We start from the raw sequence: 24,735 nt of genomic DNA on the forward strand, positions 1-24,735 counted from the left end.
TGTTCGCTACTATTTAGGATCTGCCACACTGACACATATCAATATAATGAAAGCTAAACCATAACTGATAGTTATTATTTGATGCTAGTTTTCATTAAAATCCGTTAATACGAGAAAAATCAAGGCTTAACAGCAAAACTAAACATTGACTTTCAAACGCTTTTTGTAGCTTTACTACATTTTTAACGGAAAAACTCAGGTAAAACCGTTAATCTATGTAGTATTACTACATATAAACAATTACAATAGCCCACCTTTGCGGCCTGTTAGCAGGCCCTGTTAATGCTTATTTAAAATGGCACTAAAAGGGTAGCGGCTATAATCATTATACGCCTAATCTCAAGGCCCTTCTGACCTGGAGCAAATGAATATGCAGAATGATGTTGATCCAATAGAAACCCAAGAGTGGCTTGAGGCACTGGATTCGGTGCTAGAAAAAGAAGGGGAAGACCGGGCCCACTATTTGCTGACTCGTTTGGCCCGTTATGCCAGCCGAGCCGGTACCCAGCTGCCCTACTCCATCACTACGCCTTATCGCAACACAATTCCTTCTTCACGTGAAGCGAGAATGCCAGGCGACTTATTTATGGAGCGACGGATTCGCTCTATTGTTCGTTGGAATGCTATGGCAATGGTGATGCGCGCAAACAAAAGCGATGCAGACTTGGGAGGCCACATTTCCAGCTTCCAGTCTAGCGCTACTCTTTATGACATTGGCTTCAACTACTTTTTTAAAGGCCCAACTGAAGACTCAGAAGGCGACTTGGTTTACTTCCAGGGCCACACTGCACCAGGCATCTATAGCCGTGCGTTCTTAGAAGGCCGCTTAACTGAAGAGCAACTAGATAGCTTCCGCCAAGAGGTAGATGGCAAAGGCTTATCTTCTTATCCTCACCCTTGGTTAATGCCTGACTTTTGGCAATTCCCAACGGTATCCATGGGCTTAGGGCCTCTTCAGGCGATTTATCAAGCCCACTTTATGAAGTATCTGGACAACCGTGGCATGGCCCCTGCTAATAATCGTAAAGTTTGGGCTTTCCTTGGTGATGGTGAGATGGACGAGCCAGAGTCAATGGGCGCCATTGGTTTAGCTGGTCGTGAAAAGCTTGATAACCTGATTTTTGTAGTGAACTGTAACTTGCAACGTCTTGATGGACCTGTGCGTGGTAACGGCAAAGTCATTCAAGAACTTGAAGGTCAGTTCCGTGGTGCCGGCTGGAACGTCATTAAAGTCGTTTGGGGCCGTCATTGGGACCCTTTATTTGCTGAAGATAAAGAAGGCTTAATGCAACAACGCATGGATGAGTGCGTTGATGGTGATTACCAAAACTATAAAGCAAAAGGCGGTGCTTACACTCGTGAACACTTCTTTGGTAAGCACCCCGAGCTGTTAGACATGGTTAGCCACCTATCTGATGATGATATTTATAAGCTAAACCGTGGCGGGCATGACCCATATAAAGTTTATGCAGCTTACCATGCAGCAGTCAATCACACTGGACAGCCAACCGTTATCTTAGCTAAGACAGTTAAAGGCTATGCCACTGGCTCATCTGCTTCAGCCAACATTACTCACTCAGTTAAGAAGCTACCTTTAGAAGACCTAAGATCATTCCGTGATCGCTTTGATATTCCTATTAAAGATGAAGACATAGAGAGAGTACCATACTACCGCCCAGACCCAGACAGCCCAGAAATGGTTTATATGCGCAAGCGTCGTGAGTCTTTGGGTGGTTATGTACCTCAACGGAGAACGCGCTCTACATCACTACCCGCACCAGATTTAAAAGCTTTCGAAGCAGTAACCAAAGGCAGCGGTGAGCGTGAGATATCGACCACCATGGCTTTCGTCAGGATTTTAGGTGCTCTGGTTAAAGACAAAAACTTTGGCAAAAACGTCGTTCCAATTGTGCCAGATGAAGCCCGCACCTTTGGTATGGAAGGTATGTTCCGTCAGCTAGGTATTTACTCATCTAAAGGCCAGCTTTATACACCAATGGATTCTGATCAGGTGATGTTCTACAAAGAGGACAAGAAAGGTCAGATTCTTCAAGAGGGTATCAACGAAGCGGGCTCACATGCAGCATGGATAGCAGCGGGTACTTCTTACAGTTTCAACAACACACCGATGATCCCATTCTATGCCTTCTACTCCATGTTCGGCTTCCAACGGACTGGTGATTTAGCTTGGGCATCAGGTGATATTCAAGCCCGCGGTTTCTTAATCGGTGCCACTGCTGGTAGAACCACCCTAAATGGTGAAGGCTTACAGCACCAGGATGGTCACAGTCATATCCTGGCTTCTACTATTCCAAACTGCGTCAGTTACGACCCAACTTATGGCTATGAGCTAGCGGTAATCATTCAAGACGGCTTACGTCGGATGTATGAAGATCAAGAAAGCGTGTTCTATTACATCACCACTATGAATGAAAACTACAAGCAGCCTGCACTACCGGAAGGTGAAGAAGTTATTCAAGGTATTATCAAAGGCCTGTATTGCTTTGAGCAAAATTCTAAGAAAGCTAAGCTCAAAGTGCAGCTGGTTGGTTGCGGCACCATTCTGGAAGAAGTACGTGCAGCTGCTGATATTCTACGTAAAGAATTTAAAGTGGAATCTGATATCTGGAGCGCCACTAGTTTCAATGAGCTACGCCGTGAAGGCTTGGATGCCAAACGCTGGAATATGCTAAACCCTAGTGCAGAACAAAGAGTGCCCTATGTCACTGAATGTTTTGCTAATCGCCAGGGCCCTGTTGTTGCTGCAACTGACTACATGAAGTTGTATGCAGATCAGATCCGGGACTTTGTTCCAACTACTTATATCACCCTTGGCACCGACGGTTTTGGTCGCAGTGACTCTAGACAAAAGCTGCGTGAATTCTTCGAGGTTGATCGATACTACATCACTGTTGCTGCCTTACATGCCTTAAAAGAAGAAGGCAAAGTTGATAGTAAAGTGGTGGCTGATGCGATGAAGAAATTCAGTATTGATCCAACCAAAGCCAATCCACTGTATTGCTAACCAATATATGTCAGTAGATTAAAGGGTAAACTATGTCAGAAGAAATCATTAAAGTCCCCGATATTGGTGGTAGCGAAGACGTCGAAATTATTGAAGTATGCGTCCAAGCTGGCGATACAGTTGCAGAAGAAGACTCATTAATCGTGCTTGAGTCTGACAAAGCCACCATGGAAATTCCCTGCCCCAAAGCAGGGACTATACAAAAATTGCTAGTGCAAATAGGCGATAAAGTCTCTGAAGGCAGTGAAATTGTGGTGTTAGCCGCAGAAGGTGCTACTGAAGCACTAGCGGAACCTGCTCCTGCTGCAGAAGAAACCGCTGCGCCAGCTCCAACACAACAACCTGCTGCTCAAGCGCCAACCGCTTCTGCTATCATGCCAATCACCGTGCCTGATATTGGCAGTGAAAACGTGCCCGTTATCGAAGTGTGTGTAAAAGAAGGTGATGAGATTGCTGAAGAAGACTCAATCATTGTGCTTGAGTCCGACAAAGCCACTATGGAAGTCCCTGCCCCTAAAGCAGGTATCGTTAAAAGCCTGAAAGTGAAAGAAGGCGATACGGTTTCCATGGGCGACTTGATCTTAGAGCTGGAAACCACATCTGCAGCAGTACCAGCGGCAGAGCAGTCTGCTGCACCTGCACCAACAGCAGCCCCTGCTCAGCCAGCACAACAAGCAAGCGCCCCAGCAAAAGCCACTGCTCCGCAGCCACAAAAGCCTTCAACATTAGATAAGCCAAGCCAAAATGTTCATGCTGGACCAGCTGTTAGAAAACTGGCCCGTGAATTTGGGGTGGACTTGTCGCTAGTTAAAGGCTCTGGACCACGTAGCCGAATACTTAAAGAAGACGTGCAAGCCTATGTCAGTGAGCAACTGAAAAAGGCCAAAACCCAACCCGCTGGTGCGGCGGGAGGTGCTGGTATTCCCGAAGTGCCAGCCATTGACTTCTCGCAATTTGGACCTGTTCGTGAAGAGCCAATGTCACGGCTACGCAAAGTGGGTGGATTCAACCTGCATCGCGCTTGGCTGAACGTACCTCACGTTACTCAGTTTGATGAAGCTGATATCACCGAGCTGGAAGCCTTCAGAAAAGCACAAAAAGCGAAGGGTGTAAAAATGACTCCCCTTCCCTTCTTGGTAAAAGCTTGTGCCCAAGCGCTAAGAGCATTGCCAAACTTTAATGCTTCACTTAACGCAGCTGGTGATGGACTAGTTTATAAAGACTATGTGCATATTGGTATTGCAGTTGATACTCCAGATGGCTTACTAGTACCCGTCATTCGCGATGCAGATAAAAAAGGCTTAGTCGAACTTGCTAAAGAAACGATTGAGCTGGCAGGCAAAGCCAAAGACAAAAAGCTGTCTCCCGCAGAAATGCAAGGCGCTTGTTTTACAATTTCCAGCTTGGGAAGCATTGGCGGCACCGCCTTTACCCCTATCGTTAATACACCAGAAGTGGGTATTTTAGGGGTTTCCAAATCGTCCATGAAACCGGTTTGGAATGGTAAAGAGTTTGAACCACGCCTAATGTTGCCTTTATGTTTGTCATACGACCATAGAGCAATCAATGGCGCGGACGCAGCACGCTTTACAGCCATCTTAAGTGATTTATTAAGCGATATACGGCAGTTATTGCTATAAACTTATAAAATGCTTACCCTACAAAAAAGCCCCAAATTTGGGGCTTTTTTCATTTAAAGACAAAAGATTCACACCCAACAATATAATCTACATACCCACAGCGAAGGGTATATTTATTTCCAATCCCAACTTTGAATAGGATGCCCAAACAGCGAACTCCAAACGCCAACTTTAACACCTGCGCTGCGACCCCATGCAGTTAATAATAAGTTATCACCAGCTACGCTAACTACCCGCTGACCTTCCATTTTCCATTTCTGGCCTTTACCACTACCACAGCTTTTTAATACAGCACGATCACCCCGACTAGCTATATCACTTACAGATAAACAATTGCCTGATTTATGCTTTAATCGCCCCTGGTCATCATGCTGCCAATATTGCTTATTATTAGTAGCGCAATTAGCCAACTCCGCTTGATTAGCACTATTCACTGACAAACAATAACCAGTAACTGATTTTAATTGCTTATAATCACCTGGCCCAGGTCCTGGGTCAGAGCCTGCGGCTTTAGCCATTTCCACAGCAAAAGATGTTGCCATTTTGGCAAATTTATAAGCATGGTTCGCATTGTTACCCGATTTACTAATGGTATCACCTGTAGTATGAATAGCTTGATTATGCTTACCAAATGGTGCTTCTGATGGCATAGTGGCTGGAAAACCTTGGTTATGCCAAGAAGCATGATCAGAACAGGCATAACCACATTGAGTAGTACCAATATTTAGTTCAGGCGCATAAAAATTAGCGACCTCTTTGAAAAAGTTATTCTGTGCACTATTGGTATAATCAGTTATGATTGCCGCATCAACTGCATCTCCTTGATAATTGGTCATATCCAATTGCAATACACCCACAACATTTTTACCTTGGTTTTTATGAGCTTTGGCAATTTCTTGAGAACCTTTTAAGCCTACCTCTTCTGCCGCATATCCCATAAATTTCAAGGTACGACTTGGCTTATAGTCATTTTTCATTAAGACTCGAATCACTTCCGTGATAGTTGATATACCTGATGCATTATCGTCAGCTCCTGGCGCACGAGCATTAATTCGATCGCTACTGTATTGGTTAATCGAATCTAAGTGTCCACCAATAACAACAATTTCATCGGCTAACTCATTACCTTGAATAGTCATTACCACTGAGTCTTGATTCCAACTATTGTGGTTATACAACTCAACGGACACATCGGAGCGACCTGCACTTAGCTCAGCCCATTTATCATGAATACGCTTCGCAGCAGTCACTCCTGTATTACTTCGATAATAGCGGTTATTAAAGTTGGATAACTCAATAATGAAACTTCTGATTTCAGATTCTTTAATTTGAGGCAATAAAGGATTAACAACATCCTGTTGGTCAATTTTATAGTCAATCAATGTTTGAGGTCTATTATCCATAAAAGCTTGAATAGATGTATAAGCTGCTTGCTCGCTTTCATGAACCATATAACCACCACAACGCCTAAATTGCTTATGCATATACATACTTAATAGTGGCAAATGTTTTTCCTGCACTTTCACTAAGCTCACTTTATCATTAGCTAAATCAAATGATTTTCTTTCTTGCATTAAGCCGGGCATTTGCTGTTTTAATAAGTCGTAACCATCTTTCCCAATAGTTACCCACACTTTTTCATTGGCTTGTGTAAAACTAGCAGCCGTTAAGGCACTAGCTAAACCTGTTAGCAATAAAAGCTTTTTCATTGGCTCACCTTCCATGTGAAATAGAATTGATAAAAAATTTACTTTATTTTTTATAATTATTATTAAACAAAAGCAACTTACTGATTACACCAGCAAGTCGCTTTATACAACTAAAATTAAGTGTAGCTGGTTATACCCCTCACGAATGGTTTTTACTTTTTCCAACTCCATTGCTGGATTGGATGATTATTAAGTGAAGTCCAAACACCTACCCTTGCTCCATTTCGAGTTCCCCAGCTAGTCAGCCGTAAACTTGAATCCTTACCATTTTGAATAACATTACCATTAAACTGCCAACGCTGATAATCTTGCGCGTTACATTGGCTTAATGCAACTCGACTTCCTCGTTTAGGATCAGCCCCCGCTGATAAGCATACATTACTGGTAGATTTAACTATTAAGCGACCTTTGTCATCAAGCAGCCACTGCTGATTATCGACATTCTTACAAACTGATACAGATACTGAGCCCCCACCAGCTGTCAAGCAATAGCTAGTACCGGACCGTATAGGTTTATATTTGCCAGTGGGGTCAGGTGGCTCAACCTTACAACTATCACCTAAGCCAACTACTTTAAAAGCCGCTTTTACATCTGTAGCGGAATACCCTTTTTGTTTTGCTGCTTTCATTACATCACAAGCACCTTGTTCAAAAGTAGAATTTTTCTGCCAAAAAACCTGATTAGATAACACCATTACATCAAAAGCTTTACGAACACCCCACCCTTTCACTTCTGCCAACTGGTAAAAGGCTTTATTAAATATACCACTGGAGTGGTGCACATCCATTCCATTTCGATAGTTTTTAATATGCTCAATAGAGCCTCGGTGTTTACTTGGGTTAGGAAAGCTACGAATGCCTTTACCACTCTTCGTAATATCTGCTCCAACAATCCAGTCTACTTTGCCTCTCATGAAAAACTCTGCAGCTTCACCAGCCATATCTGAAAAAGCTTCATTCATTCCACCTGATTGATTACGATAAACCAAGTTTGAATTAAATTGAGTAAAACCATGACTCACTTCATGGGAAACTACATCTAGTCCAGTCAGCGGGTAGAAGGTATTACGCCCATCACCAAAAGTCATTGAACTACCATTCCAGAAAGCATTCTCGTAATTTCTACTGTAATGAACCCTTAACGTTAATTTTGTTTTTAATGGTTTAACTCCATACCAGTCCTTATATAATTTAAATACAACGCCACCAAAAAAATGAGCATCATTTAAAGGAGAATAAGCACCATTTATTTCTTTTGTAGTATTTTCTGGGCAGTTAAACTTATGAACAGAACCACCACTGGTTGCATGATTTAGGTTTATTGTTTTAACATATACATTTTCCATTCGACACTGATCATCAACATCTAAATTATCAAAATCCTTACCATAATAGTATTTACCAGTATCTCTATTTCCTCCTGGCCCTGTTGCTTTTTTACCGTGAGCCAAACCTTCCCAGTGATCGATCACTTCTCCCGTGCGAGCATCAATTATAAAAAAAGGTCGGGATGGAAAGCCTAATGCATCTGTATAGTATGAAACCTCATAAACCAGTTTTGGCTCATCATCTTCAAGGTAGATAAATAATGCTTGTTGCTGATTTTCAAGCTTTAAATCTGATAAATGACTGATTCCCATATACTGCTTAGCAATAAACTTTATTTGAGACTTATCTAAGTTGGGACGCAAATTTAAAGACAAGTCATCTAAGCCCTTCACTTGAAAACCAGAAAAACTCTCATATGCTCCATTTGCAGAACGAATTAATGTAAGAGTTAATCCCCAGATTGGAGTGTTATGATATTGTTGTTGAAAACGACTAATCGACTTTCCAGATTTAAGCAAAACATGATTTATCACTTTCACTTGTTCATTCTTAGACATACCCAATACAGTGGTAATTTGTTGATTTTGTGATAAGTCAATTTTTTTATTTAATTCAAAGTTTGTTAAGTCGACTTTTTCAACTGCAGAACTTATGTTTACCGTCAATACACTTATTGAAATAGCACTGAGGTGAAATAACTTCAAAGATTTCAAACTATCCATATGTCACTCCTTAACATATTTTAGCTGACAGATAGATTGAATTTTAGCCTACCACCATAAAGCCACTATCGCGACAGTTTTCGCATGAGAGCATCATCAAAAAAAACACTAAACACAAATCACAAAAAAACTTACCTTCATGATTTAGTCATAAAAAAAGCGGCCAATAGCCGCTTTTTTTATTCTATTAATACAACTTTTATTTCACAACTTTTATATTATCAATATTAAACTCTACACCCCGGTCTGGACCAATAACCACCAGTTTAGCATCAACAAACTGAGATCCTTTAGCATTAAGCGTACCAGATAAAGTAAACCACTGACTATGAGTCACTTCTTTACGAGCAATACGATGCCAGTAGTTACGACGAGGGTTGTTTTTGTCTGTATACAGCAGGTATAGAGAAACTGGTTGAGCTGTACCACGGTAATTATCCAGCTTCACATCGGCTGAAACTTGATAAGACTTGTTCGCTTCAACATGCCCCGTAACATCCACACCAGGCCCATAATACCAAGCATTACGATTATAACTTCTTAGGCTATAACGACCTTTAGATGCATGGTAGCTTGTTCTATAAAAGCCACTATCTAAGCTAATTGCCTCATAATTCCAATTTTCAAAGCTTTCTTCAAATGCAATTGGATTATTAGGTGTAACTGGCTTGGTAACTTCTACCAGTTTAAATTCATCAATAATAAAGTCACGATTTGCTTGTGGACCGTAAGCAAATAATTTTAGCTTCTCAACAACAGCTCTTGACTTTAACTTGAACTTTTTCTTTAGCGTGGTGAACTCTTTATTGGTAACAGAGGCATCAGCTAAATACTGAAAGCTCTGACCACCATTAATTTCAAGGGTAATTTGTGCATCATCCCGAATAGTATATCGCTCATCACCAACCAGTTTGATTTTTGCACTTACTTCATACTCATAGCCTTTTTTAACTTTATCAGTCACATCCTGCATAGGACCTGAATAAAAATATGGTCTATTTCTAACCTGTAACCGATAATCTTGACCACAGCTTGTAACTTTAGAAATTTGTTCTAAGTAACCTCCATGCCTAAACATAGACCAATCACTTACTTCGTTAAAATCTCCTTGTGATAATAAGTTTTTCTCCATATGAGGCTTCTTACAAAGCTCTGGCGTAGTTGGTTGAGTTGTTCCTGTTCCATTACCAGAGCCAGGATTGGTTTCACCTGGATTAGTTTCACCCGGATCAGTCTCCAATGGATGCTTAATTGGCATAAACTCAGAAATTTGCTTAGCCAGTTTGTTTAGGTTTTCAGAAGAGTCAGCACCATTGTATGACGTTTTTTCCACACCACATGCACGTCCATTACATTTGTACAGACCAGGGTTGGAAAATTGCTGTAGGCCAGTTGCTCTAAATACATAGGGATACGCCATCACGGTAGTGAAGTTACCTTGTTCACCATAGCCACGACCCCACTTATATACACCACCCACACTCTTTTGTTTTAATGAGTGGCCTAGCCCCATGTTATGGCCTAACTCATGAACAAACGTATTATAACCACAATCAACACCTACTAAATTATAAGCTTGAGAGCTGGCACCATAATAGAATTTCCCTTCTGAGTTATATCGAGAAACATAGCCTTGTGGCACATAGCCTATTCCACAAGTAATATAACCATCATTAGTGCGCTCTGCTAAGTTAACTAATGTAACAATATCAGCACCGTGCTCTTTTCTTAGTTTTTGCACATAGCTATCTGCACGAAATCCATCTAAATTATAGCCATTCACAGTTTGATAATAATTGGTTTTGAGTTTCTCAGAGTGCACTAAGCGCAATTTTAGGTTTATACTACTATTTGCATACGCCTTGTTTGCATATGATATATAAGAGGCAATCCGAGCATCAATATCCCGCCCCTTATACGTCTTAGTTGCAGCATCAGTGTATAAAACCATTACATCTACAATAGTTTCTTGCGTATTTGCATATGCTGTATTTATAGAAATCACTGCAGCAGTCAATAAACTACTACTAGTAAGAACGAACTTACCAAATACTTTCATCAGGTGACTCTCCCTTGTATGTAGTGTAAAGTGTTGTCTATTAGTTAGCGCTCTTGCGGCGCTTGTAAATTCCCGCCAGATACTGCTGGTGGCTCATCAACGGCAGCTTTAATATTGTTTTCATTTATTATTTGGGTTTTGCCTGAGCCATTATCTATGACAGCTGAATAAATCCCTTCGCGAGAGGAAATAGTTATATGGGTTTGGGTTTTCCCTCTGGTAACAATAACATTTTCAGTAGGATCACCATCCACAATAACCCCTGTCCATACATGAACATCATTAAATGAATTAGCTGTATCAGTCAGCTTGGTAATAAATGACTTATTTAACTCAGGAATAGGAAACTCAAGTACCTGACCTACCTGGATCTGCTCGATATAGGATGGATTTACTTGAAGATGGTCAACAGGAATATCGAATTTATCAACCGTTTGTTGCTGTCCAGTTTCTTGCCAAAATACTACAGGTGTTCCATCTGATTTTGGTGGTTGCGGTTTTTTCTTTGGTACAGGCAAGTTACTTGACTCAGCCAACTCTTCTGATTTATCAGTATTTTCAACTTTACCAAGACTATTGCTTAACTCTTGCTGACCAACATTATTATTGACTTGATCAACAGTGACTTTATGGTCATTGTTTTGAGCAACCCATAAGCCAATAGCAATACCTGCAACAGCACATAATGAGCCTGCAGCAAGTTTCCAAGACATCAAATTCGGCCTCCCCATGGTTATAAGTGATAGGTATGTTGTTAAATGCTGGTTTTCTTGCGATTTTTTTAATAAATAACAAGAGCTGCTATATTTTCCCCCTTTACTAATAATAGTGTTGAAGGAGTTCACTAGTGGTACATACTAACTAGGTTATACAACAACTAACGTGTGGCGAATTATAATGTCGAGATTGATTTGAAAAAGAGATGTAGCGCACAAAAAATCGATTTAAAGGAGCGCGAAACAAGAATAGATTAATAACTCAAAAGCCATAAAATGACTAGGTGGTTTTAAGATCAAAAAGGACGTGAGTACAGCACGCTCAAGGATACAAGTGAAAAGATAAACAGGAAAAAAGATGAGTTAATTCAATAAAGCAGATAGCTTATTTTTTATTCTAGTTTCCCACCTACTTATCTTCAATAAGTCAACACGAGAGAGGGTAATATTTTTTTCTGGGGGCTGATCAAGCCCAGCTAGCACAGGGACTGGCAGTGCGTCAATAATAGCACTAATGTTGTCAAAATTATTATCACTTATAACATCTATAACCCAAGCAGACACTTTTTTGTTTTTTATTATGTCAAGCGAGACAGGTGTTGCTGATAGCCTAACTACCTCAACTTGAAAACCAAGCTGGTTAACCAAGTTAGAAAGCACAGCCTGACTTCTATCAGAATCCGTTATCAATCCAACAACAGGACCCAATTCTACTTTTTCAATACACAGCACTTTCTGAATAGTAGTTACAAACTCACGACTAACAACAGGCACTGAAATGCATGCTTGAGCCCCCAGGCTGATTGCCATTTTCCCTAAATAGCGGTCATTCCATTCATTAATCACTATTATAGGAATATTTGATGCAACAGGGTCACTTCTTAACAGCTGTATAAGTGATAAACAAGTGATACCCTGCAAGTCAGCACTAATTAAAATAATATTGGGGGAAAAGCGCTTGACCATCACTGCAGCCATTAAAGGCTCACTACAAACCAACGCATCCATAGCAAGACGGCAAACCATATTATCAAGCAACTTCGATGTATTTCCAGAGTGCCCAATTAACAGCCCTTTAAGCGCAATATTAGAACTCCAATGTTGCTTAGTTGAGCAAAGTGTTAGCTCGCCATGGTCAGCATTAGCGTTCATATATTGTAACCCTTAAACTGCAGGATATTGACGATTGGAACAAATAGTTAGTAGACAAGCCAAAATGGTTTAGTTTGCAGATCTATATAATTCTAAGTAAATATAGAAACACTTACTTTTTATACTATGTAGAAGCGTTAATTAATTATGGTACTCATAATTCAACCACAAGCAATACCATTACCTACCAGACATACAATAGTCTTTCTTACCAAAGCTATCTGTATTATCAGCTATCTATTCGGCCAATTAGTTATTTGGCCAGCAAATTTAACTACTCACACCTTTGTGAGTTAGCATTAAACTACATAATTCTTACTAATAAAATCTGCTAATCTGCATTCTTAGACTCTGATCAATAATTTAGCGCCTACCAATTATTTATTGACTACTAAAAATAAAAAATGATTCGCAATTAGTTAGCCAGAGAGACTGTGCACTTTAGAGGCAACTCCTAAGTATACAGGCTCAATAACTCTCTCTCATTCAGTAAGTTTAACAGCAACAGGCCTCAAAGGGCTTATGAATATATAGGTGGCGGGATGGGTGAAGATAACAAAAGTTATTTGAGAAAAGAGTAAGAGAGAAATTTAAGTAAATATATTTATATCTATTTACAGCAACTTAACTACAAGATATTTCTTAATGTGAACTAATTTGATCAGCTGAAGAAAAACGTAGTTTTGTATAATCAGACGACCTTCACTCTAGAATATAACTAGAATGCAGGCCTAATCATGATTAACTGACAACTCTATAACATGCTGATCAGAGGATTGACTATTAGCCTTGTACTCGGCATTCTCAGCATTCGTACCTAAAATGAAGGCAGCACACACTGCTGTCAGCATTATAGCACAGGCTTTCAATAGGTTTTTATCAAACATATTTGCCACCTCATCAATATATAAATAAACATCTACCCTGTAACTGGACTTGATTATAGAAGTCTACTTAATAAAAAAAAGAGAACCTACGCACAAGATTCAATCGAAGCTGTCAAAAAAATTATCACCTTGTGGCCTTGGTCTCTTTGTTTTTTTGCGTGATTACACATTGTAACAAATGAGTAATAGTACTTATCTGTAGATGTTTCACTGCTAAAGATTGGTATCAACTCATCAATAGGCAACCACTTTCCCACTGTATCACTATTTGACACTATTTTTTCTTTACATTGATGTCATCAATGAAGAAGTCATTGCCTGGCTCAGGACCAAATAGATACAGATGAATGAACTGAACATTACCTTTTGCTTTAAAGCTAAAATCTCCTGAAACCCTTGCCCACTGCTGGCCTGCCGGTAGTTTAGCGGTTTTAACCCGATGCCAGTGATACCCTTCATCATCCACATAAAAAAGCTGGACATCGATCAGCTGCTCGCTTGTTTGACCAGCCGCCTGTCTAGCACTCAAGTCGAACTGGTATTGCTTGCCACTTTCTAGTAGCCCTTTCATATCTAGAGCAGGCCCTGAGTACCAGTGGCTTCGTCCCGACACTTTCATACTGTACTGACCCGCCCCAGCGACTTCTTTCGAGCGAGAGACCTGGTCAACCCCGAAGAAAGGAATCCAGCCATGCAAGCCTAGCTCAAAGTCGTGTTTAATTACCTCTTTATCTGGCTTAGGAGGCTCAGCACCGACCTGAGTCAACTTAACTTCATCAACATTTAGAGCATATTCACTCTTAGGCCCAAATAATAACACCTGGACTTTTTTCAACTCACCCAACGCCTGAACTTTAAACTTATTTTTCACCAAGCTCATTTCACTGCTGGTGATAGATTTGTTGACCAAGTATTGATAATGAACACCAACTTCATCAGTTATTTGTAACGCTACGCGAGCCATTCCTCTAATTTGCTGATTAGAATCTATCTGCATTTTTGCGGATATTTCATACTCAGTATCCAGCTTTACTTTTTCTGTAATATCTTGAATAACGCCATCATAGAATGCCTTACGGTTTTTAATAGATAAAATATTATCCTTACCACAAGACTTCTGTTTCTCAACTTTTTCCAAGTTCACACTACTATTGTGGAACGATCTCCAAGGATTAAGACTATTAAAGTCACCTTCCGCAATAAGGTTATTAGCCATATGTGGTTTCTTACAAAGATCTGTGTTTGGTTTATCATCATCACCTGGATCAGGGTTATCATCACCGCCAGGACAGTCTGGTCCGCCGGAACCAGCATCAGGTTTATCGCTAGACTTAATAATTACAGACACTATATTTGAATAGTCTGAATCGCCTATTTCATTAGCTGCTTTTATTCGATAGTCATAGTGTTTATCCAATAGCACAGCCGTATCTGTATATGAAGTAGTATCTGCAGCCAGTTCGATTAAGTTCGCCCAGTCACTACTTTCTTTTAACTTACGTTGCAGAATAAATTTTTCTTCGTTATTACTGTTGTCTTTCCAGCTAAGTATTACTGTTTTGTTATCTTTGTTAACCTTACCAGACAAGTCTGTTGGCTTGCTTGGCTTTTCTTTGTCATCATCAGGGTTCGGTTTAACCGTGCCCACAAAGCTAGCGACTTGGCTAGCCACTACTTTTAGGTTTTCAACTGCATCAGCACCATTTGCATTATTTTTATCTATACCACAAGGCTGACTTTTACATTTATTTTGCGCTGGACTAGAAAACTGCTGTACATGCTTAGCACCATTAAAGGTTTTAGGATAAGCCATTATTGTTGTAAAAAGTCCATTTACCCCATGCCCTCTTGCCCAGGGATAAATACCTCCAACACGGCCAGAAGGTTTCTCATTTTGGGCCGAGTGCCCTAACCCCATGTTATGACCAAGCTGGTGAACATAAGCCAGTAACCCACATTCAGCACCAATAACATTGAATCCATAACCACTAGCACTACGATTAAATTTACCCGTTTCTGCATTCCCCTTTGGTACCCAAGCCGTGCCACAAATATCTTTCTCACGAAGTGTAATTAAGGTAACTAAGTCGGCACCATACTGCTTGCGTAAACCAGCTATTTTTTGGTCATCTGTAAATTTTTTTAATGTATTACTGGATACATTGCCAAATACATCCGTTGATTGACCTGAATAAACAACTCTCAGCTTTATATCGACTTCACTGTTACGATAGCTTTGGTTTGCATACTCAACCAAGTTAGTAATATGTGCATTAATATCCTTTACTTTGCTTGCCGCTTCAGGTGTATATAACAGCATCACATCAACAGTCGTTGTTGCCATTGCCTGCCCAGTAATTAATGATGACACAGCCAAACTCAACCCAATCAACGCCTGTCTACTTTGTGATTGCATGCAACCAAACTCCTATTATTAACAAGGGTTTCTTCTTAAATAGCAGGGTTAACCACGATCTTTAGGTGGCTCAACGGGTACTTCTGGAGCAGGGATAGCATCATTAAAATTAGTGATTGTTTTTGCAATATCATCTTCACTAATCATGGTGGCTTTACCAGAAGCATTGTCAATGCGCACTGAATACACACCATCACTAGTAGATACTGTTACATAAGTTTCTACTTCTCCACGAGTAACAATCACATTATCATTTTCAGAGCCATTGTTTATTTTGCCTTTAAACACATGCACATCATCCAACTGATTATGAGTAGTGGTAAGCTCTGCTTGATATGACTGATTTAATGCCGGTACTTCAAATTCAAGGGTTTGCCCCAATTGTAAAGAGCTGATTAATTGTGGATTTACCTGAAGGTGGGTTGCTGGAATGCCATTTTCGTCAACCGTTTGCTCTTGCTCTGAGGCCTTCCACATACTGCTTACTTCATTAGGGTCTACCTCAGGTAAGGCTGGAGCTGGTTCTGGAAGCGGTATTTCAGCTGGCTCTAAAGCAGCCACATCATTCACAGCCTCTTCTGGCGCAGATACTGCCGCTACCGCTTGAGTATTAGCTTGCACAGGCTCACTGGTTTCACTACCTGCAGACTCAACCGGTTGACTCACTGGCTGATTACTATTTTGCTCAGAAGGCATCATCAATACGGTTGCACCAATGCCAACCACTACAGCACCAACACCAAGGAATAGCTTAGAACCTTTCATAATCTTTTCCTCTAAAAAAGGACTTATATGAGAAAATTATTTAGCATAAAAATAAGAAGGCCAGCATTATAGATTCAGCAGCCTAAAGCACTTTAAAAAAAGATTAGTCTTTATCAAAAAGCACCTTACTTTTTCTTGCTATACCCTACACATTAAGCACTCTACACTGTAAACACTTTATGCTTTGGGTAGATGGAAACTTACTCGCCAACAAAAACAATCATTAAACAAAAACTTGAACCACTAAGCGCCAAACCATAATACACACTCAATTTAGCCATTTTTTATTTAAAGATGCGATGAATGAATACCTAGTTGCCAAAACATTTAGCCATTCAGGCTTTTACAGCACCTTCAAAATTAAATTCAAATCAACGACAGTTTTAACTGAAAGCGAGTATAAAAAGGAAAGCAACACTAAAAAGCGAATTTTCGCACATCTAGGGATTTCATTTTAGGCGTATTAACAAGCTGTAGTATTATTCACAGCCTATACGCGACCTATATCTACTCGGTAGCAGGTCTTGCTCATAGATAATAAACAAACCACTCTTACAATACTCAAGCCTACCTAATTAAAAACAGTTGCCTGACTCCATTATCAACAAACTATACAATATAGTGGATCAAATATTAAACAACCCTCAAGATCAAATTTTATTTTAGTCTATTTTAAAAAATAACCAGGCATCGCCTTCAATAATTAAATTAAAACTTATATAAGACAAATTTAGTGGATTAAATATCAATTTAACTATAAAGATAACGCTATGCTTTTGAACAAAGCAATTAAGCTTTTGTTGTAAATTCAATAAGTTAATTAGTTCACCTATAAAACAAAAATGAGAATAGTACTTTTTATCAGGATTTTGTAATGAATAAGCAAAATAGCGTACCACTATTTGTCCTAAGCAGCCTTTTTTTAGCTGTAACAGGCTTTGCTCATGCAAATAGTGACAACCCTCTTCAATCAAATGATAATTATACACCACCTGACTTCAACAATAATACACATGAAATTGTTGGTGGTCGCCCCTCTAATTTTGAGGAACGTAAATGGACGGTGTGGTTAGGTGGCAGTTTGCTCAATAAACAATGGGTACTTACTGCTGCACACTGCTCTCCCACCGCAGCCACCAGTACCTCCGGTCCCACCACCTGACAAACCAGATGATAATGGTCCAGACTGGCCAAAACCTCCTGGAGATGATGATAATCCACCGCCTCCTCCACCTCCAGGGGATGACAACGATGGGCCTGATTGGCCTGACGATGACGGTGATACACCTCCACCTACCCCCCCTGGTGATGATGACCCAGACTGGCCTAAGCCACCCGGAGATGATGATAACCCACCGCCTCCCCCACCTCCAGGTGATGGCGATGATCCAGTACCACCCGATGGCCCATGTAAACCGCCAAGTGATCCTGACTGGCCTAAGCCCCCTAATTGGCCTGATTGGCCCAAGCCTAGCTGGCCAAGCAATAATAAACATGCCAACAATATACCCAATGGACAGCAGTTTGCGTTTAAGCAATTAGCAGCTAAAGCGGGTGATTGGCTGTATTACACAATTAATGTACAAGCCAACACTGAAGTGTTAGAAGTTCAAACAGGTAAAGGTAGTGGTAATGCAGACTTATTTATCAGTACAGGTGCATTACCTAACGAAAGTAACAGCGCTTGCACCTCAGCCAAGGTAAACAATAGTGAGTATTGTCGTATAGACTACCCAACCACAGGCGTTTGGTATATTGGCATTAAAGCCGAACAAGATTTTTCGGGTCTAATTATAAAAGCCAGAGCCAAATAATCTCATTATTTTATTTGAGACAACAAAAAAGCCGCTTTTAAAGCGACTTTTTTGTTGGGCTCATTATTTTATTTTTGCTTAGTTCTTAATAGCGCAGTCATTGTTTGTGCTAAATCTTTAATTGCTTGATTATCTTTTCTAATAACCAACCAACGTTGACCATCAACCGGATGTTTTAACCAACAGACTTTTTCTACTTGCGAACATTTATAATCAACAAACGGGTCTACACCATAAACTGATAGTCTAGAGCTCGAAAAACGTTTATTGGCATCCGCCGCTAGTGAGCTTCGACGAGTAACAAATAGTTCACCTTGCTTATTTGTGGTAACCGAATAAATTAAATCAGCTTCTTTATTTAAATTAATTAGCTTACCTGTGCGTACGGCATAATTATTTAAAATAGCATTTATGTGTCTCAGCAGTGCTTCTTCATCATTTTCGGTTAAGTACAGTTTTTTCAGTGAGGTAACCAGTTTTTTAGATTTACTTGGCCCAGCTTTAATAGCATCAACTGGAATTTTACTAGTAGGCTGACTAGCCTTAGCTTTTACTACAAGTTTTTCTTCTGCTTCGGTATAAAGCGCTAATGCCTGTTGATAATACTCACCTTCCTTGCCAGCCTTTGTCAGGTAGCGCTCAAGATTTTCCTGAGCCTGGGATAACTTACCATTACGCAATAATACTTGCCCATATAAAAAATAAAACTTGTCAGGCGTACTTACTTGCAAAGTAACTGCCCGTTGCAAATAGTCTTCTGCTTGAGAAAATTCTTGGTTATTAATGTGTTTTTCAGCGGCAAGGATATACCTATCCACCTCAATCTCTGCTGGTAAGTTTGCCCCTTGAACAGACCAGCTAAACATTGCAGTAAAAGCAATTGTGCTTAGTTTTAGCATCCTTAGTTTGTTCCCACAGTTTCTGTTATACAGTCTCATCACTACCTCACCTGTATTTTCCATCCCATTGGGTGTGTGTTATGCAGTTTCGGCTCAGGCTGTTCCATCAACACCTTTCTCCCATGACAACCTTTATAAGTCATGTCTATGAAAAGTTAGCAGGGCCCCCAGCGGCCACCTTTAAACTACATCTTATTTAGTTGGGCCTTTGCAGATATATCCTATAAGGCCCTTTTTATGAGGCTATCAAACAGCGCCTGCTTTCACCTTAGTATAAATATCCTTGGTTGGCAGCACCCATTGATAAGCTCCTTACTGCTATTATCGCATCACCGTGTCAAAGCAGCAGGTTAAATTATGTGCTAACTCTCTCAACCTTTAAAACCAGGTTATCTATACCCACCACTTTTACCTGGGTACCTGCAGGCATTTCCTCTCCTGACACTTGCCAGTAACTATCATCCAGCCGGACTCGACCACGACCACTACTGACTGCATCAACTAATGTAGTAATTCTCCCCACATGCTGCTGGCCACGCTGATTAAGTAGTGGTTGCTCAGTACTTTGTGGATTTACTTTGAGAAACCGCCACCAGCCTAAGGCAGTCACTACCGATAGAATGGCAAAAACCAGCAGCTGCCACTGCCAGCTAAACTCTGGTACCAACCACTTAATAACACCCACAACAATGGCAGCTATGCCAACCCACAGAAAATAGCCACCAGTGCCAAACACTTCAGCAGCTAATAATAAGAAACCTAAACCAAACCAAAACCAGAAATTAAGGGCTTCAACTAACTCTAACAAAGCTACTTCCTATCTACAGATTTAACAATTTCAGTAATGCCAGCAACAGAGCCCACGACACTACTCGCCTCTAAAGGCATCATGATAATTTTACTGTTGTCTGAAGCAGTCAGCTGACCTAATGCCTCAACATATTTTTGCGCCACAAAGTAATTAATCGCATTAATATCTCCCTCAGCTATTGCAACAGATACCATTTTGGTTGCTTTTGCTTCTGCTTCAGCCGCTCTTTCCCGAGCTTCTGCTTCTAGAAATGCTGCTTGCCGCTCACCCTCAGCCTTAAGAATTTCGCCCTGCTTTTCTCCTTCTGCTTTTAAAATTTCTGCTTGCCGCAAGCCTTCCGCTTCAAGAATTGCAGCACGTTTCTCTCGCTCTGCTTTCATTTGGTTGGCCATCGCCTCAACCAAATCTGTCGGTGGTGTAATGTCTTTAATTTCAACCCGAGTGACTTTAACTCCCCAAGGATTGGTAGCCTCATCAACAATTCTCAATAGCCGCTCATTAATCTGATCCCGTTGAGACAAGATGCCATCAAGTTCCATTGAGCCTAAAGCTGTTCTGATATTGGTTACTACCAGGTTAGTAATCGCACGCTGTAAATTATTTACTTCATAGGATGCCTGAGCAGCATTGACCACTTGATAAAAGCAAACGGCATCGATAGTCACCATCGCGTTATCAGAGCTGATAACTTCTTGAGGAGCAATATCTAGCACCGTCTCCATCATATTCATTTTGTGACCAACGCGATCAATCAATGGAATAATAATGTTTAGCCCTGGCGTCAACGACCGGGTAAACCGACCGAACCGCTCTACTGTCCATTGATAGCCTTGGGGTACTGACTTCACCCCCATAAAAACCAGTACTAATAGGAAAAAAATAACGGTACCAATTACATATAACGATTCCATACTACTCCCCTAACTACAGTAAGAAGCTTCTTTTTAAACGGTGTAAATCTAAAAAATGCTTATCATGTATGTTTATTACTTCATTCGCTCAACTGCGGGTGTTACTCGAATAACTTCACTAATGGTGGTTAAACCACTGGCGACCTTTTGAGCACCACTTATCCGCAAACTACGCATTCCATCTTTATAAGCTTGGCGCCTGATATCTTGAACATCACAACTGTCTTCAATTACATGCTTTAGGTTTTCAGACAGAGGCATAATTTCATACACACCTAATCGACCTCGAAAACCCGTTTCACGACAGTCTAAACAACCTGCTGGCTGGCAAGCTGACTTAGGTACTGGTGCAGACCAAGGCCGAGTTAATGCCTGCCATTCAGCATCATCCACCTGCCCTTCTTTTTTGCAATTTGTACATAGAGTTCTCACCAAACGCTGAGCCATTACCCCAATTACCGTCGCTTTAATCATATAAGCTGGCACCCCTAACTCAAGCAGTCGAGTGATCGCTGAAGGGGCATCGTTGGTATGCAAGGTGGATAAAACCAAGTGCCCAGTCAGCGCTGCTTGCATTGCCATTTCAGCCGTTTCCAAGTCTCGAATCTCACCAATCATAATGATATCTGGATCTTGCCGTAACAAAGCCCGAACACCACTGGCAAAGGTTAAATCAATATTATGCTGCACTTGCATCTGGTTAAAACTGGACTCCACCATTTCTATAGGGTCTTCAATGGTGCACACATTCACTTCTGCAGTAGCCAGCTCTTTAAGAGATGAATACAAGGTAGTGGTTTTACCTGAACCTGTCGGACCAGTAACCAATACAATGCCATTGGGTTGACTGATCATTTCATGCCAGCGGCGATTGTCAACACTCATCAGCCCCAGCTCACCAAAGCTTTTTAGCAATACATCAGGGTCAAAAATCCGCATGACCATTTTTTCACCAAAAGCGGTGGGTAATGTAGATAGCCGTAACTCAACCTCATTACCTTCAGGGCTCACAGTTTTTAAGCGGCCATCTTGAGGACGCCTTTTTTCCGCCACATCCATTCGGCCCAAAATTTTTAGTCGGCTAGTCACCGCAGCCATGACTTGAGCAGGCAACTCATACACATAATGAAGCACACCATCGATTCTAAGACGCAAGTGGCCTTTTTCTCGACGTGGTTCAATATGAATATCACTGGCTCTTTGCTCAAATGCATACTGTAATAGCCAATCAACAATATTTACTATGTGCTGGTCATTGGCATCTGGGGCCTGCATATTCCCCAGCTCTAACATTTGCTCAAAGTTGGTTAGGAACCCTCCGTAAGCATCGCCGCTGGCTCCAGAGACTGATTGAGCAATTTTATAAAACTCTACCGTATAACGTCGTATATCCGCTGGGTTTGCAATAACGCGTTTAATTTCTTTGCGTAGAACATGACGCAGGTTTTCTTCCCAAGCATGAACAAGAGGCTGAGCACTGGCGATAGTCACGGTTTCATCATCAACCTCAACAGCCAGAATCTGATGCCGCTCAGCAAATGCATGAGACATTTGCTTGGTAACAGAGGGCACATCAATTTTTAGCGGGTCGATATGAAAGTGACGCTGGTCTGACTTAATAGCCAACCACTCGGTTAGACACTCAAGATCAAGTGCCTTGCCTTCTCGTGCTTCATCTCGCAAGTTCTGGCTTGCAACATATTCTAAGGGGTGAAGCTTAGCCTGCTCTGGCGAACGCCTTCGCGACAGTAGCTCTTCTGCGACTTCATTACATAAACGACGGTCTTGTACCAAATCATGGAGCACACCACGTAAATCTATATAATGATCTGGTTGATGTTTGGTAGCTGCTTGCACATTAAACATATTAATAGTACTGAACTAAAATTAGGGCCTGTTGACGTTTGCCTGAAGCTCACTACACGATGCGCCTTTCATCTTACATAGGAAAATAATAGCTTTCGGTAGTGCCTTCAAACAAGCTAACGTTGCTACCGCAAGTTTTCAGCAACAAACTTGCTCAGCAGTGTTTTCTGGCAAACGTCAACAGGCTCTTAATAAATGGCCCGAATTACTCATCCTGTCCAGAAAACAAGTTTAAGTTTTCGTTATAAGTACCACACTGTTAAAAGATTTCTGCTAAAAGTCTGCTGTTTTATCTAACAGCTGATAGCCTCGTTCCGCTTTACTTAAATCATATGGTTGTAATGAAAACTGTTTTTGTAATAGTTCAGCCAGGTTGATTAGTGCTGCTTTATCACCTGCTTTCAACTCTAACTCCAACTCATTAATAGGCTGCGTTTTACTACCGGCTATGACAAAGCCCTGATCTAATGCCAGCTCCACAGTGGCTACCGACTTATCATGATGCCACTCCACTAACCAGATGGTACGCTCAAAGTTGGTTTCAAACACAGGCACCAGCTGTTCTTTAACACCAACTGCAAGGGATTGTGGCCAAACCTCATTAAGTAATGTTGTATCTAGCTTTTTCTCTTTTATTGGCCACTCCCACTCTTGCCTTGAGGATAGCCCTGCTACACTTTTGCCACGGGTTTTTAAGGTTTGAATCAAGCCACCATCAGCTAGTTGACGAATTCTCAATGCCATTTTTTGCTGGTGTAAATCTCCAGCGGGTGTATCAAAGTAGATATTAATCAGAGGCTTAGTACCAACTAGTGTAGACTGGTATTGCTTGAAAAAAGCGGCCTGTTTGATTTCATCTGGCGATGTGTCTTGCAATGCCAGCTTAACTTCAGTTTCAGTTCCCATCTTGCTTGCTCTATTCCTTCTTCGAATTCCTAGCAGGTTTTATTGAATGGTAAATCGCTTAGCACCATAAGTTCGACTGATAATTGGTATAACTTTTAATAAATGATCTCAATATTTGATAGTTATCACAAACAAAGCCTGATCGAACTGTCATATCTCAAGCATCACATACCCAATACCAAACCAAGTTACCTAAACGTCCATACTGAATATTTATTAGCCTTTTATGATTAATAGAAACATTCAACAGTTCATAGAAAGATGACTAATGTCGTCAGTTTGATTATATATGCAGAAAACGTGGTGCCAATTTGCGGCTATCTAGTCAGTAAAACTTACTTCGTTTTGATGACATTTAGGGGTGGTCATGTCAGATTAGTCTTCGTATACTTGCGCCGACATTTATCCTGGAATTGGTAAAAATGCCAGCAAAAAACCTATTATCAAGTATGTTTGGGCGGTCGCCGATAGGTCCAATTCAGCAGCACATTGCTAAAGTACACGAATGTGCTACACAGTTGGTGCCTTTTATTAATGCGGCTATGAGTGATAACTGGGAAGAAGCTGCCAAAATTCAAGCAGATATTGCCAACCTGGAAGGTGAAGCGGATGTTTTGAAAAAAGAAATCCGCTTGTCATTGCCTAAAAGCTTATTTCTACCTGTACCTCGTACTGATTTATTAGACATCATTACAGTACAAGATAAAGTTGCTAATCGCGCAAAAGATATTGCTGGACTGATGCTAGGCCGCCAAATGTCTATTCCTACCGAGCTGCAACCAGAGTTTAAAGATTATATAGCCCGCTCCGTAGACACCTCGGCTCAAGCACTGAAAGCCATGAGTGAATTAGATGAACTGGTCGAAACTGGCTTTTCCGGCAGAGAAGTTGATATCGTTGAAAAAATGATTGAAGACCTGGACGCCATTGAAAGTGATACGGACAAAATTCAAGTTGCCATCAGAGCAAAATTATTCCAACTCGAAAAACAATTACCTCCAGTAGATGTAATGTTCCTTTATAAAATCATCGACTGGATCGGGGACCTTGCCGACAGAGCCTCTAGAGTAGGTAGCCACCTACAATTATTACTTGCCCGTTAAACACT

The 24,735-nt window shown here is 40.8% G+C and carries 18 protein-coding genes; 5 read left to right on the top strand and 13 right to left on the bottom strand.

What is annotated here, in order from left to right; all coding sequences use genetic code 11:
* Positions 1 to 370 precede the first annotated feature (370 nt).
* Both aceE and aceF read left to right on the top strand, forming a co-directional pair.
* Entirely contained in the window at positions 371 to 3,025 is a 2,655-nt protein-coding gene (gene aceE / locus OQE68_RS07790; RefSeq protein WP_180568632.1) for a pyruvate dehydrogenase (acetyl-transferring), homodimeric type, read from the top strand.
* 32 nt (positions 3,026 to 3,057) lie between these two features.
* Positions 3,058 to 4,665, top strand: coding sequence for a dihydrolipoyllysine-residue acetyltransferase (gene aceF, locus OQE68_RS07795; RefSeq protein ID WP_180568633.1), 1,608 nt, complete (start codon positions 3,058 to 3,060; stop codon positions 4,663 to 4,665).
* Between the two features lie 113 nt (positions 4,666 to 4,778).
* Here the strand turns inward: aceF and OQE68_RS07800 are convergent, their stop codons facing one another.
* From OQE68_RS07800 to bamI (OQE68_RS07835), 8 genes are all read right to left on the bottom strand, one after another.
* Entirely contained in the window at positions 4,779 to 6,374 is a 1,596-nt protein-coding gene (locus tag OQE68_RS07800; RefSeq protein WP_180568634.1) for a M20/M25/M40 family metallo-hydrolase, read from the bottom strand.
* Positions 6,375 to 6,526: 152 nt separating this feature from the next.
* A complete protein-coding gene (locus OQE68_RS07805; RefSeq protein ID WP_180568635.1) occupies positions 6,527 to 8,425 on the bottom strand; it encodes a M4 family metallopeptidase in 1,899 nt (632 codons plus the stop codon).
* Between the two features lie 199 nt (positions 8,426 to 8,624).
* Entirely contained in the window at positions 8,625 to 10,484 is a 1,860-nt protein-coding gene (mep72, locus tag OQE68_RS07810) for a biofilm-associated metzincin protease Mep72 (protein WP_180568636.1), read from the bottom strand.
* 44 nt (positions 10,485 to 10,528) lie between these two features.
* Positions 10,529 to 11,197 (bottom strand): biofilm-associated metzincin protease inhibitor BamI, encoded by a 669-nt coding sequence (gene bamI / locus OQE68_RS07815; RefSeq protein WP_180568637.1) that lies wholly within the window; start codon positions 11,195 to 11,197, stop codon positions 10,529 to 10,531.
* Positions 11,198 to 11,563: 366 nt separating this feature from the next.
* Complete coding sequence (locus tag OQE68_RS07820) at positions 11,564 to 12,352, bottom strand: PleD family two-component system response regulator (RefSeq protein WP_180568638.1); 789 nt, start codon at positions 12,350 to 12,352, stop codon at positions 11,564 to 11,566.
* 731 nt (positions 12,353 to 13,083) lie between these two features.
* Complete coding sequence (locus tag OQE68_RS07825; protein ID WP_180568639.1) at positions 13,084 to 13,239, bottom strand: hypothetical protein; 156 nt, start codon at positions 13,237 to 13,239, stop codon at positions 13,084 to 13,086.
* Positions 13,240 to 13,513: 274 nt separating this feature from the next.
* On the bottom strand, positions 13,514 to 15,655 hold the full coding sequence (locus OQE68_RS07830) for a carbohydrate binding domain-containing protein (protein ID WP_180568640.1): 2,142 nt from the start codon (positions 15,653 to 15,655) through the stop codon (positions 13,514 to 13,516).
* Positions 15,656 to 15,703: 48 nt separating this feature from the next.
* Positions 15,704 to 16,420 carry a biofilm-associated metzincin protease inhibitor BamI gene (gene bamI, locus OQE68_RS07835; RefSeq protein WP_180568641.1) on the bottom strand — a complete coding sequence of 239 codons (717 nt, stop codon included), beginning with the start codon at positions 16,418 to 16,420 and terminating at the stop codon, positions 15,704 to 15,706.
* 874 nt (positions 16,421 to 17,294) lie between these two features.
* Between bamI (OQE68_RS07835) and OQE68_RS07840 the strand changes: the two genes are divergently transcribed.
* Complete coding sequence (locus OQE68_RS07840; RefSeq protein WP_180568642.1) at positions 17,295 to 17,582, top strand: trypsin-like serine protease; 288 nt, start codon at positions 17,295 to 17,297, stop codon at positions 17,580 to 17,582.
* Positions 17,494 to 18,234: a PPC domain-containing protein gene (locus OQE68_RS30790; RefSeq protein ID WP_180568643.1), complete on the top strand. Its 741-nt coding sequence runs from the start codon at positions 17,494 to 17,496 to the stop codon at positions 18,232 to 18,234. Before OQE68_RS07840 ends, OQE68_RS30790 begins: the two co-directional genes overlap by 89 nt.
* A gap of 68 nt (positions 18,235 to 18,302) precedes the next feature.
* On the opposite strand, the gene OQE68_RS07850 is transcribed toward OQE68_RS30790, so the two are convergent.
* The 5 genes from OQE68_RS07850 to OQE68_RS07870 form a co-directional block, all read right to left on the bottom strand.
* On the bottom strand, positions 18,303 to 19,133 hold the full coding sequence (locus tag OQE68_RS07850; protein WP_180568644.1) for a tetratricopeptide repeat protein: 831 nt from the start codon (positions 19,131 to 19,133) through the stop codon (positions 18,303 to 18,305).
* 355 nt (positions 19,134 to 19,488) lie between these two features.
* The gene (locus tag OQE68_RS07855) at positions 19,489 to 19,941 is read right to left on the bottom strand and encodes an NfeD family protein (protein ID WP_180568645.1); all 453 of its coding nucleotides are present in this window, start codon (positions 19,939 to 19,941) and stop codon (positions 19,489 to 19,491) included.
* A 2-nt stretch (positions 19,942 to 19,943) separates the two neighbouring features.
* Positions 19,944 to 20,855: an SPFH domain-containing protein gene (locus OQE68_RS07860; RefSeq protein WP_180568646.1), complete on the bottom strand. Its 912-nt coding sequence runs from the start codon at positions 20,853 to 20,855 to the stop codon at positions 19,944 to 19,946.
* A gap of 75 nt (positions 20,856 to 20,930) precedes the next feature.
* The gene (gene tfpB / locus OQE68_RS07865) at positions 20,931 to 22,721 is read right to left on the bottom strand and encodes a type IV pilus assembly ATPase TfpB (protein WP_180568647.1); all 1,791 of its coding nucleotides are present in this window, start codon (positions 22,719 to 22,721) and stop codon (positions 20,931 to 20,933) included.
* Positions 22,722 to 22,994: 273 nt separating this feature from the next.
* On the bottom strand, positions 22,995 to 23,627 hold the full coding sequence (locus OQE68_RS07870; RefSeq protein ID WP_180568648.1) for a CYTH domain-containing protein: 633 nt from the start codon (positions 23,625 to 23,627) through the stop codon (positions 22,995 to 22,997).
* 422 nt (positions 23,628 to 24,049) lie between these two features.
* On the opposite strand from OQE68_RS07870, the gene OQE68_RS07875 reads away from it, so the two are divergent.
* Positions 24,050 to 24,730 carry a TIGR00153 family protein gene (locus OQE68_RS07875; protein WP_180568649.1) on the top strand — a complete coding sequence of 227 codons (681 nt, stop codon included), beginning with the start codon at positions 24,050 to 24,052 and terminating at the stop codon, positions 24,728 to 24,730.
* Positions 24,731 to 24,735 lie beyond the last annotated feature (5 nt).

It is taken from the genome of Spartinivicinus marinus (genome assembly GCF_026309355.1).
Taxonomy (GTDB): domain Bacteria; phylum Pseudomonadota; class Gammaproteobacteria; order Pseudomonadales; family Zooshikellaceae; genus Spartinivicinus; species Spartinivicinus marinus.

Coding starts and splice junctions, on each gene's coding strand:
- aceE (WP_180568632.1), top strand. CDS start 371: ATGCAGAATGATGTTGATCCAATAGAAACCCAAGAGTGGCTTGAGGCA.
- aceF (WP_180568633.1), top strand. CDS start 3,058: ATGTCAGAAGAAATCATTAAAGTCCCCGATATTGGTGGTAGCGAAGAC.
- OQE68_RS07800 (WP_180568634.1), bottom strand. CDS start 6,374: ATGAAAAAGCTTTTATTGCTAACAGGTTTAGCTAGTGCCTTAACGGCT.
- OQE68_RS07805 (WP_180568635.1), bottom strand. CDS start 8,425: ATGGATAGTTTGAAATCTTTGAAGTTATTTCACCTCAGTGCTATTTCA.
- mep72 (WP_180568636.1), bottom strand. CDS start 10,484: ATGAAAGTATTTGGTAAGTTCGTTCTTACTAGTAGTAGTTTATTGACT.
- bamI (WP_180568637.1), bottom strand. CDS start 11,197: ATGTCTTGGAAACTTGCTGCAGGCTCATTATGTGCTGTTGCAGGTATT.
- OQE68_RS07820 (WP_180568638.1), bottom strand. CDS start 12,352: ATGAACGCTAATGCTGACCATGGCGAGCTAACACTTTGCTCAACTAAG.
- OQE68_RS07825 (WP_180568639.1), bottom strand. CDS start 13,239: ATGTTTGATAAAAACCTATTGAAAGCCTGTGCTATAATGCTGACAGCA.
- OQE68_RS07830 (WP_180568640.1), bottom strand. CDS start 15,655: ATGCAATCACAAAGTAGACAGGCGTTGATTGGGTTGAGTTTGGCTGTG.
- bamI (WP_180568641.1), bottom strand. CDS start 16,420: ATGAAAGGTTCTAAGCTATTCCTTGGTGTTGGTGCTGTAGTGGTTGGC.
- OQE68_RS07840 (WP_180568642.1), top strand. CDS start 17,295: ATGAATAAGCAAAATAGCGTACCACTATTTGTCCTAAGCAGCCTTTTT.
- OQE68_RS07850 (WP_180568644.1), bottom strand. CDS start 19,133: ATGCTAAAACTAAGCACAATTGCTTTTACTGCAATGTTTAGCTGGTCT.
- OQE68_RS07860 (WP_180568646.1), bottom strand. CDS start 20,855: ATGGAATCGTTATATGTAATTGGTACCGTTATTTTTTTCCTATTAGTA.
- tfpB (WP_180568647.1), bottom strand. CDS start 22,721: ATGTTTAATGTGCAAGCAGCTACCAAACATCAACCAGATCATTATATA.
- OQE68_RS07870 (WP_180568648.1), bottom strand. CDS start 23,627: ATGGGAACTGAAACTGAAGTTAAGCTGGCATTGCAAGACACATCGCCA.
- OQE68_RS07875 (WP_180568649.1), top strand. CDS start 24,050: ATGCCAGCAAAAAACCTATTATCAAGTATGTTTGGGCGGTCGCCGATA.